A 9404-nucleotide genomic window follows, 5' to 3' on the forward strand; every position below is an offset into this window, starting at 1 on the left:
GAGAGACGCCCGCATGCCCGACGTACTGAACCTGTGGCGCCAACAGCTGGACTCCGTACCGGAGTCGGTGTGGCAGCGCACCGACCTCGGTGTGCTGATCCTCGCCGACACCGGACTCACCGACCTGCCGCCCGAGATCGGCCGGCTCACCCGGCTCACCACCCTCGATCTCGGCCACAACCGGCTCACCGCACTGCCCGACACCCTCGGCGACCTGGCCGGACTCGACGGGTGCCTCTACCTCCACGACAACCGACTGGCCCGCCTCCCGGCCACCTTGGGGAACCTCACCCGGCTGCGGTACCTCAACGTCGGCGAGAACCGCCTCACCGAGCTGCCGGAGACCCTCGGCCGGATGGCCGGGCTCGTCGAACTCCGCGCCCAGCACAACCGGTTGGCCACCCTGCCCGACTCCCTCGGCGAGCTGCACCGGCTGCGCGAACTCTGGCTGCGCGGCAACGCGGTCACCGCACTGCCCGCCTCCACGGCGGCGCTGCACGACCTGCGCCATCTGGACCTGCGCGAGAACGCCCTCACCGCCCTCCCGGAGCCGCTCGCCGCCCTGCCCCGCCTGCGCCATCTCGACGTACGGAGCAACCGGCTCGCCCACCTCCCCGGCTGGCTGGCCACCCTGCCCTCGCTGGAGAAGCTCGATCTGCGCTGGAATCCCTGCGAGCCCTCGCGTGAGCTGTCGGCCGAGCTGGAACGGCGTGGGTGCGTGGTCCTGACCTGAGCGGTACGGCCTGCCGTACCGCGGGTCACCGGGGGTGCGTTCTCGTCACATTCCCGTCAGGATCGCGGAGTTATGTCCGGAAGCGTCCTGGTGAGACCCGGCACGCCATGGGCACGATGATCCCGTTTGGCGACACGCCACGCACATGACACGCACGTCGTACCACCGCACGCACCAGACACACCGGACGCCACCTGGAACAACCAACCACTGACGGAAGAAGAGGGTTCCCGATGTCCCTGCGCACCCGCACCCGAGCCATCACCACGACCGCGGCACTCGCCACCGCCACCACCGCCGCCCTCACCCTGTCCGCCGCCGCCCCCGTCTCCGCGAGCACCGCGGCCGGCGCGACCGCCGCCGGGACGGCTGCCGCCGCCACCGTCCCCTGGTCCGCCTCCCACGCCACCGCCTCGGCGGCCGGTGACCGGTGGCTCGCGAACGGCAAGCTCGTCCTCGACGGCACGCTCACCAACACCGGCACCGGGTGTTACTCGGTGTGGACCCGCTTCGTCAACGACTTCGTCGTCCTGCCGTCGACCAAACACGCCGAGATCTGTGGCGCGGGCTCCGTCGACTTCACGGCCACCAAGAGCTACACGTACACCGTCACCGGCACCCTCAGAGTGTGCCGGGGAACGACCGACACCACCGACTGCGGCCAGGGCGTAAGCATCACCCACTGGCCCATCGGGTAGCCCCACAAGGGGCGTCAGCCCCGCCTACTTCGTCCCGACCGTCCGCAGCACGGTGAGCACCACCGTCCGCGCCACCTCCACGACCTCCCGCACCGACACCCGCTCCGCCGCGCTGTGCGCCACGGCGATGTCCCCCGGCCCGAACTGCAGCGCCGGGATCCCCGCCGCGGCGTACAGCCGCAGGTCGCTGCCGTACGTCGCCCCGCGTTCCCGCGGCGGCGCCGCGCCGGTCGCGTCGGCGTGCGCCCGCCCCACGACGTCGCGCAGCGGATGCCCTGCCGGCAGCCGCCCGCTCGCGAACTGCCCGCCGGGCCAGGTCACCGTCGCCGGATGCGCGGCCAGCCAGGGGTCGGCCGCGCAGGCCTTCGCCACGCACCTCTCCAGCTCCGCGCGCGCCGCGGCGGGGTCCTCGCCGAGCCGTACGCCGAGCCGTCCCTCCGCGATCAGCAGGTCGGGGACGCTGCTCGCCCAGTCGCCGGAGCGCACGGTGCCGACGGAGAGGGAGTACGGGATCGGGTACTCGGCGAGCAGCGGGTCGGGGGCGTGGTTGCGGACGGTCTCCAGGCCGGCCAGGGCCCGGTGCAGCGGGAGGTAGGCGTCGACGGCGCTGACCCCGGCCTCCCGCGAGCTGGCGTGGGCGGCCCTGCCGGGGACGGTGAGCCGGAAGGTCAGCGCCCCCGCGTTGGCGGTGATGACGGTTCCGGCCGTCGGTTCCGTGATGAGGCAGGAGTCGCCGCCGTAGCCGCGCCGCAGGGTTCCGAAGGTGCCGAGGCCGCCGTCCTCCTCGCCGACGACGAAGTGCACGGCGACCCGCCCGCGCAGCCGCACCCCGGCCGCCCGGATCGCCGCGAGGGCGGCCAGGTGGGCGGCGAGGCCGGCCTTCATGTCGCAGGCCCCACGGCCGTGTACGACATCGCCCCGCACCCGCGGCACGAACGGGTCCCCCTCCCACGCGGCCGGGTCCCCCGGCGGTACGACGTCCACGTGCCCCTGGAGGATCAGCGTCGGCCCGTCGCCGCCGTCCGGGGTGTGCCCGACGAGCCCCCACGCCTCCTCGCGCGGGGCCTCCGTGCCGGGGAAGTCCGGGTGCGCGTACAGCTCGGGCAGGTCCATGGACCACAGGTCGGTCTCCAGGCCCAGCCGCTCCAGCCGCCCGGCGAGATGGTGCTGAAGCTCGGACTCGGCCGGGCTGCCGGTGACACTCGGTATCGCGATCAGCTCCAGCAGGGTCCGCCCCACGGCAGCCTCGTCGATCGCCGCCAGCACGGCGGCCTCCTGCCCGCTCGCCGCCGACGCGGCGGCCTCCAGCCCTCTCGGCACACCCGGCTCCCTCCACCGGCGACGGGCCAACTCCCGCCACCTCGCCCCGCATACCTGCTCGGCCCGGCCCTCCCGCATACACAGGAGCGCGACGGTCCTCAGTCCACGCCGCCCACCGTGAAGCCGATCACCGCCCCGCCGCCCGCCCGCCGGAAGGCGAACGCCGCTCCCCCGTGCGCCAGCGCGACCTCCCGCACGATCGACAGACCGAGCCCCGAGCCCGGCAGGGAGCGGGCGTCCGCGGCACGGTAGAACCGGTCGAAGACGCGGGTGAGGTCGGCCTCGGTGATGCCGGGCCCCCGGTCCAGGACCTCCACGCGGACGGTGCCGGGCCCGGCCGGGCCGGTCACGTCGATCTCGATGGGCGCGAGGCCCTCGCGGTCGAACTTGGCCGCGTTCTCCACCAGGTTGGACAGCGCCCGCTGGAGCATGCCGGGCCGCCCGTCGGTCGTGGTGTCACCGCTCGCGCGCACCACGATCCGCCGCCCGGTACGGCGTCGCGCGAGCCCCGCCACCTCCTCGGCGAGGTCGGCGAGGTCGAGCCGCTGCGGCGGCTCGGTGTCCGACTGGCCGGCGGCGAGATCCACCAGCTCGTTGACCAGATCGGTCAGTTCGCGCGCCTCCTGGCCGAGGTCGGCGACGAGTTCGTCGCGGGTGGCGGGCGGCAGCTCGTCGATGCGGCGCAGCAGCGAGATGTTGGTCCGCAGCGAGGTCAGCGGCGTACGCAGCTCGTGCCCGGCGTCCTGCACCAGCCGCCGCTGGTCCTCCTCCGACTGGGCGAGGCGGCCCAGCATGCGGTCGAAGGCGCGGCCGAGCCGTCCCACCTCGTCGTAGCCGGTGACGGGAACCTGGACGCCGAGCCGACGCGTGCGGGCGACGTCCTCGGCGGCGGCGGTGAGGATGACCAGGGGGTGGGTGATCCGCCGGGCCAGCCACCAGCCGAACAGTCCGGCCGCCGTCACGACCGCGCCCATCAGGATCAGGGTGCGCTGCTGGAGCGCCCGCAGCAGGTCCTCGGTGTCGCTGAACTCCTGCGCGACCTGCACCGCGCCCCGGCCGCCGCCCAGCGCGACGGTGGCGACCCGGTAGACGTCGCTGCCGACGTCGACGTCCTTGTGCTCGACGATCGTGCCCGCGTCCGGCGCCGCGGCGATCTCCCGGTCGGCGTCCTTCACGGGCAGCCCCGGGTTCCCGGGGTCGAAGACGCTGCCGTCGGCGCCCAGCACCTGTACGTCGGTGCGGGCGGGGCGCACGATGTCGTGGCCGGGCGCGACGGAGGAGAAGTCGGCGGGGTCCATCGCCCGGTCGCGCACCTCGTCGCGCAGGTCCTGCACGACCTCGTCGAAGACGGACTCCTGGTCCACCCGCACCAGCCGGGCGGCGGCGTTGTACGACACGACGCCGACGACGACGGTGACCGCCGCCGTCACCGTCGCGAAGGACACCGCGAACGTGGTCCGCAGCGAGCCGAGCTTCGGGCGCCGCCGGGACACCCACCGCCGTACGCGGCCGGACACCGGGCGCGCCTCAGTCTTCCCGCAGCACGTAACCCACGCCCCGCACGGTGTGGATCAGCTGCGGGGCGCCGGGACCGTCGAGCTTGCGGCGGAGGTAGCCGACGTAGACGGCGAGGTTCTTGGAGCCGGGGCCGAAGTCGTAGCCCCAGATACGGTCGTAGATCGTGGAGTGGTCGAGGACGATGCCCGCGTTGCGCACCAGCAGTTCCAGCAGCTCGAACTCGGTGCGGGTCAGTTCCAGCTCGCGTTCCCCGCGCCAGGCCCGCCGCGCCTGCGGGTCCATGCGCAGCCCGGCCGCCTCCAGCCGGCCCGTGGGGGCCGCCGCCGGCTTCGGCGCCTCGGGGGGCGTGCCGGGGCCGGTGCGGCGCAGGAGCGCGCGCAGCCGGGCGAAGACCTCCTCGACGTCGAAGGGCTTGACGACGTAGTCGTCGGCGCCCGCGTCCAGGCCGGCGATCCGGTCGGCGGTCTCCACCAGCGCCGTCAGCATGAGGATCGGGACGCGGTCGCCCTCGGCGCGCAGCACCCGGCAGACCTGGAGGCCGTCGATGCCGGGCATCATCACGTCGAGGACGAGGACGTCCGGCGGCGACTTGTGGGCGTGCGCCAGCGCCTCGACGCCGTCGGCGACCGCGGTGACCTCGTAGCCCTCCAGGGTCAGCGCGCGTTCCAGGGCGTGACGGATGGCGCGGTCGTCTTCGGCGAGCAGCAGCTTCTGGGGCACGCGCCCAGTGTCCCAGCCGTCACGTTCCGACGGCGTGACGAGCAGCTCACCGGGCGCCCTTCTTACGTGCCTCTCACCGAGCCCGGCCGGGTCGGCGGGGCATGACCACCCCGCCCCCGCTCAGCCCGACGGCCGCAGGGCCGCGAGCTGCTCGGCGAACGGCACCACCGCGAAGGGGTCCTTCACGGCCGGCCGCGTCGCCGCCAGGCCGCTCATCAGCGCGGCCAGCTCCCCGGCGGCCCGCTCGATCCGCTCGGGCAGGCCCTCCGCTCCCCAGTCCTCGGAGGCGGCGTAGACCCCGGTCGGGACGACGACGGCCCGCAGATGGGCGAAGAGTGGCCGCAGCGCGTGCTCCAGCACCAGCGAGTGCCGGGCCGTGCCGCCGGTGGCCGCGACCAGCACGGGCTTCCCGGCCAGCGCGTCCTTGTCGAGCACGTCGAAGAAGGACTTGAACAGTCCGCTGTACGACGCCGAGAACACCGGCGTGACCACGATCAGCCCGTCCGCTTCCGTGACCGCGCCCAGCGCGTCGGCCAGGTCGCGGCCCGGGAACCCGTTGGTCAGGTTGTGGGCGATGTCCACGGCGAGGTCGCGCAGCTCGACGACCCGCACGTCGGCCGGGGCACGCAGGGCGGTGGCCGCCGCGAGCCGGTCGGCCAGCAGGCGGGTGGACGACGGGACGCTCAGTCCCGCCGAGACGACGACGAGCTTCATGCGACGGTCTCCTTGTCCTGAGCGGCGGTGTTCTTCGCGGCCAGAAGCGACGCGTGGGTCGGCGCGTCCGGCACGTCGGCCGGGCGGCCCTTGGCGAACTCCTCGCGCAGCACCGGCACGACCTCCTCGCCGAGCAGGTCGAGCTGCTCCAGCACGGTCTTCAGCGGGAGACCGGCGTGGTCCATCAGGAACAGCTGGCGCTGGTAGTCACCGGCGTACTCGCGGAAGGCGAGCGTCTTCTCGATGACCTGCTGCGGGGAGCCGACGGTCAGCGGGGTCTGGTCGGTGAAGTCCTCCAGGGACGGCCCGTGCCCGTAGACCGGCGCGTTGTCGAAGTACGGCCGGAACTCGCGCACGGCGTCCTGCGAGTTCTTCCGCATGAACGCCTGCCCGCCGAGGCCGACGATCGCCTGCTCGGGCGTGCCGTGCCCGTAGTGGGCGTAGCGGGCGCGGTACAGCTCGACCATCTGCCTGGTGTGGTCGGCCGGCCAGAAGATGTTGTTGTGGAAGAAGCCGTCGCCGTAGAACGCGGCCTGCTCGGCGATCTCCGGGGAGCGGATGGAGCCGTGCCAGACGAACGGCGCGACGCCGTCCAGCGGCCGGGGCGTCGAGGTGAAGCCCTGGAGCGGGGTGCGGAACTTGCCCTCCCAGTTCACGACGTCCTCGCGCCACAGCCGGTGCACCAGGTTGTAGTTCTCGATGGCGAGGTTGATGCCCTCGCGGATGTCCTGGCCGAACCAGGGGTAGACCGGCCCGGTGTTGCCGCGGCCCATCATCAGGTCGACGCGCCCGTCGGCCAGGTGTTGGAGCATCGCGAAGTCCTCGGCGATCTTCACCGGGTCGTTCGTGGTGATCAGCGTGGTCGAGGTGGAGAGGATCAGCTTCTCGGTCCGCGCGGCGATGTAGCCGAGCATCGTCGTCGGGGACGAGGGCACGAACGGCGGGTTGTGGTGCTCACCCGTGGCGAAGACGTCAAGGCCGACCTCCTCGGCCTTCAGCGCGATGGCGACCATGGCCTTGATCCGCTCGCGCTCGGTCGGCGTACGCCCCGTGGTGGGGTCCGGCGTCACATCGCCGACCGTGAAGATCCCGAACTGCATGGTCGCTCAACCTCCAAAGTTGTTGACCGTTCAACCATACCGTCCCAACAGCGCCCCCACCCCCCGTATTCCATCGGTGAAGCGTCGGCATCGATGTCAGTGGCCCGCCCTACGATCCCGGCATGGCCGCCCCACGCCGCGACACCCGAGGCATCGTCGACGCCGCCGAACTGCTCGCCCGCGTCCGCTTCCGGCGCCGCGAACCGGCCCCACCCCTGCGCCCCTACCTGGAGCACTACTGGCTGATCGACTGGGACCTCGACCGGCCGTACACCTCCCACGTCGTCCCGCACCCCTCGGTCAACCTCGTCTTCCAGCAGTTCGAGGACCAGGACCCCGTCGCCGAGATCTCCGGCATCGGCCTCGGCCTCTTCACCCAGACGCTGACCGGCCGCGGCCGGGTCTGCGGCGTACAGTTCCGCCCCGGCGGCTTCCGCCCCTTCGCACCCGGCCACCCCGTCTCCGCGTGGACCGGCCGCCGCGTCCGCCTCCCCGACACCGACCCCGCACCCGTGCTCTCCCCCGCCGACGAGAACGCCCGCGTCGCCGCCCTCGACGCCCACCTCCTCGCCCTCGCCCCGCGAGCCGACCCCCAGGCCGACCAGGCGATGGCCCTCACCGACCGCATCCGCACCGACCGCACGATCCGCCGCGTCGCGGACCTCGCACGCACCGAAGCCGTATCAGTACGCCACCTGCAACGCCTCTTCGCCGCGTACGTCGGCGTCGGCCCGAAATGGGTCATCCTCCGCTACCGCATCCACGAGGCCCTGGAACGCGCCGAAACCGCCACCGCCCTCGACTGGTCGGCCCTCGCCGCGGACCTGGGCTACGCCGACCAGGCCCACCTCGTCCGCGACTTCAAGGCGACGGTGGGCGTCCCACCGACGGCGTACGCGACCCGCTAGGACCACCCAGGGGGCGCGTAGACCGATGCCCGGCACCCACCCACCTAGGGGCGCGGGGAACTGCGCGACCAGCCACGACCGGCCCGCACCCGCGAACCACGACTAGCCACCCCAAGCCCTCTACCAGCCCCCTACGAGCCCAGTGGCAACGCGTCCGTGTACCCGTTCACCGGCCGCTCGGTCTTCCCGACCGTACGGCCGTCCAGCGCGACTGCCGCCGACGACGTACCCAGCGTGCCCTGCGCGTGCCAGGTCCCCGTCACCGTCACCCACGTGTCGGCCTTCGGCGCCTCGACCCCGTACACCCGCACCTTCACGGACTGCGCGTCCGCCGCACAGCACGACAGCATGATCCGCGTCAGATACCAGCCCCCGCCGCCGCCCGCGGGCGTGACGAACCCCGTCATCCGCACCGTGCGCCCCTCGATGGACCGCGCCTTGTCCTGCTGCACCCGCTGCGTGAAGTCGGTCAGCGTGATCGGCAGCGGCGAGGTCGCCGGCAGCGGATCGAAACCGTCCTCGTCGACGACCGCGACCGCCTTCGGCGCCTCACGCGAGGCCGTGTACGAACCCAGCGCCGGCGGGGCGTAGAACAACAGGCTCAGCGCGGGCAGGAACAACAGCCAGGCGACCCGCGGCACACCCGAATGATCGTGACCGTGGTCGTGACTGTCGCCATCGGTCTCCGGCCGCCGCCCCGCCGACCGCCACACCGACCACGCCTCGGCCACCCCCAGCAGGATCAGCAGCACCCCCGAAGCGATCAGCAGCGGCCGCATCCCCTCCTTCACGTACCGCAGGTACGCCTCCGTGAACAGCGAGGTCCGCAGCAACCCGACGCCGCTCAGCACCAGCAGCCCCACCTGCACGAACCGCCTCACAGCAGCACCCCTCCCACGATGACACTGCACACCACCGCGACCACCGCCGTGGCGCTGGAGAACCGCACCGCGAAGGCCCGCCCGAACGTCCCCGCCTGCAGCGCGATCAGCTTCAGGTCGACCATCGGACCCACCACCATGAACGTCAGCCGGGCCGTCGGCGAGAACCCGCTCAGCGAGGCCGCCACGAACGCGTCCGCCTCCGAACACACCGCCAGCACGATCGCCAGCACCGCCAGGAACAGCACCGACAGCCACACCGAGTCCGAGAACGTGTCCACCACCGAGCGCGGCACCGCCACATTGAAGGTCGCCGCCGCCATCGCCCCCACGACCAGAAAACCGCCCGCATGCAGGAAGTCGTGCTGGAAACCGCGCCGGAACTCCGTCCAGCGGCTCTCACCCGGCCGATGCCCGGTGTGCCGTACCGCCGGCTTCAGCCACTCCTCGCGCCCCCGCCAGAGCCACAGCCAGCCCATCACCGCCGCCGTGATCAGCGAGGCCACCAGCCGGGCCAGCACCATCTCCGGACTGCCGGGAAACGCGATCGCCGTCGCGGTCAGCACCACCGGATTCACGGCGGGCGCCGACAGCAGGAACGCGAAGGCCGCCGCCGGAGGCACCCCCCGCCCGATCAGACTGTTCGCCACCGGCACCGACGCACACTCGCACCCCGGCAGCACCGCCGCACAGACCAGCAGCAACGGCCAGCTCCGCGGCAGCCCCCGCCGGGCGCCGGCCTCCGCCGCCTCCCCGACAGCATCCGCGTCTCCGTCTATACGGGTGTCCCCATGAGTGTCCTCCACCGCACG

Annotated in this window: 10 protein-coding genes; 3 read left to right on the forward strand and 7 right to left on the reverse strand. The window is 73.0% G+C overall.

The window, feature by feature from the left end:
* Nucleotides 1-13 precede the first annotated feature (13 nt).
* Entirely contained in the window at nucleotides 14-733 is a 720-nt protein-coding gene (locus BZL64_RS15805; protein ID WP_086769826.1) for a leucine-rich repeat domain-containing protein, read from the forward strand.
* A gap of 233 nt (nucleotides 734-966) precedes the next feature.
* A complete protein-coding gene (locus BZL64_RS39835) occupies nucleotides 967-1431 on the forward strand; it encodes a hypothetical protein (RefSeq protein ID WP_158101535.1) in 465 nt (154 codons plus the stop codon).
* Nucleotides 1432-1455: 24 nt separating this feature from the next.
* Here BZL64_RS39835 and BZL64_RS15820 read toward each other — a convergent pair whose 3' ends face one another.
* From BZL64_RS15820 to BZL64_RS15840, 5 genes are all read right to left on the reverse strand, one after another.
* Complete coding sequence (locus BZL64_RS15820) at nucleotides 1456-2751, reverse strand: ArgE/DapE family deacylase (RefSeq protein ID WP_244205354.1); 1296 nt, start codon at nucleotides 2749-2751, stop codon at nucleotides 1456-1458.
* 98 nt (nucleotides 2752-2849) lie between these two features.
* On the reverse strand, nucleotides 2850-4268 hold the full coding sequence (locus tag BZL64_RS15825; protein WP_086769829.1) for a HAMP domain-containing sensor histidine kinase: 1419 nt from the start codon (nucleotides 4266-4268) through the stop codon (nucleotides 2850-2852).
* Nucleotides 4269-4278: 10 nt separating this feature from the next.
* Entirely contained in the window at nucleotides 4279-4989 is a 711-nt protein-coding gene (locus BZL64_RS15830) for a response regulator transcription factor (RefSeq protein ID WP_208639457.1), read from the reverse strand.
* Between the two features lie 120 nt (nucleotides 4990-5109).
* On the reverse strand, nucleotides 5110-5703 hold the full coding sequence (locus BZL64_RS15835) for an FMN reductase (RefSeq protein WP_086769830.1): 594 nt from the start codon (nucleotides 5701-5703) through the stop codon (nucleotides 5110-5112).
* A complete protein-coding gene (locus BZL64_RS15840; protein ID WP_086769831.1) occupies nucleotides 5700-6803 on the reverse strand; it encodes an LLM class flavin-dependent oxidoreductase in 1104 nt (367 codons plus the stop codon). The genes BZL64_RS15835 and BZL64_RS15840 overlap by 4 nt, the downstream gene beginning before the upstream one ends.
* Before the next feature lie 122 nt (nucleotides 6804-6925).
* On the opposite strand from BZL64_RS15840, the gene BZL64_RS15845 reads away from it, so the two are divergent.
* A complete protein-coding gene (locus tag BZL64_RS15845; RefSeq protein ID WP_086769832.1) occupies nucleotides 6926-7711 on the forward strand; it encodes a helix-turn-helix domain-containing protein in 786 nt (261 codons plus the stop codon).
* 131 nt (nucleotides 7712-7842) lie between these two features.
* On the opposite strand, the gene BZL64_RS15850 is transcribed toward BZL64_RS15845, so the two are convergent.
* Nucleotides 7843-8592, reverse strand: coding sequence for a TIGR03943 family putative permease subunit (locus BZL64_RS15850; protein WP_086769833.1), 750 nt, complete (start codon nucleotides 8590-8592; stop codon nucleotides 7843-7845).
* The coding region (locus BZL64_RS15855; RefSeq protein ID WP_244205355.1) for a permease at nucleotides 8589-9404 on the reverse strand (816 nt) is incomplete at its 5' end. The genes BZL64_RS15855 and BZL64_RS15850, both read right to left, overlap by 4 nt.

This window comes from Streptomyces bobili, from assembly GCF_002154575.1.
Classification (GTDB): Bacteria; Actinomycetota; Actinomycetes; order Streptomycetales; family Streptomycetaceae; genus Streptomyces; species Streptomyces bobili.

Coding starts and splice junctions, on each gene's coding strand:
- BZL64_RS15840 (WP_086769831.1), bottom strand. CDS start 6,803: ATGCAGTTCGGGATCTTCACGGTCGGCGATGTGACGCCGGACCCCACC.
- BZL64_RS15805 (WP_086769826.1), top strand. CDS start 14: ATGCCCGACGTACTGAACCTGTGGCGCCAACAGCTGGACTCCGTACCG.
- BZL64_RS15845 (WP_086769832.1), top strand. CDS start 6,926: ATGGCCGCCCCACGCCGCGACACCCGAGGCATCGTCGACGCCGCCGAA.
- BZL64_RS39835 (WP_158101535.1), top strand. CDS start 967: ATGTCCCTGCGCACCCGCACCCGAGCCATCACCACGACCGCGGCACTC.
- BZL64_RS15835 (WP_086769830.1), bottom strand. CDS start 5,703: ATGAAGCTCGTCGTCGTCTCGGCGGGACTGAGCGTCCCGTCGTCCACC.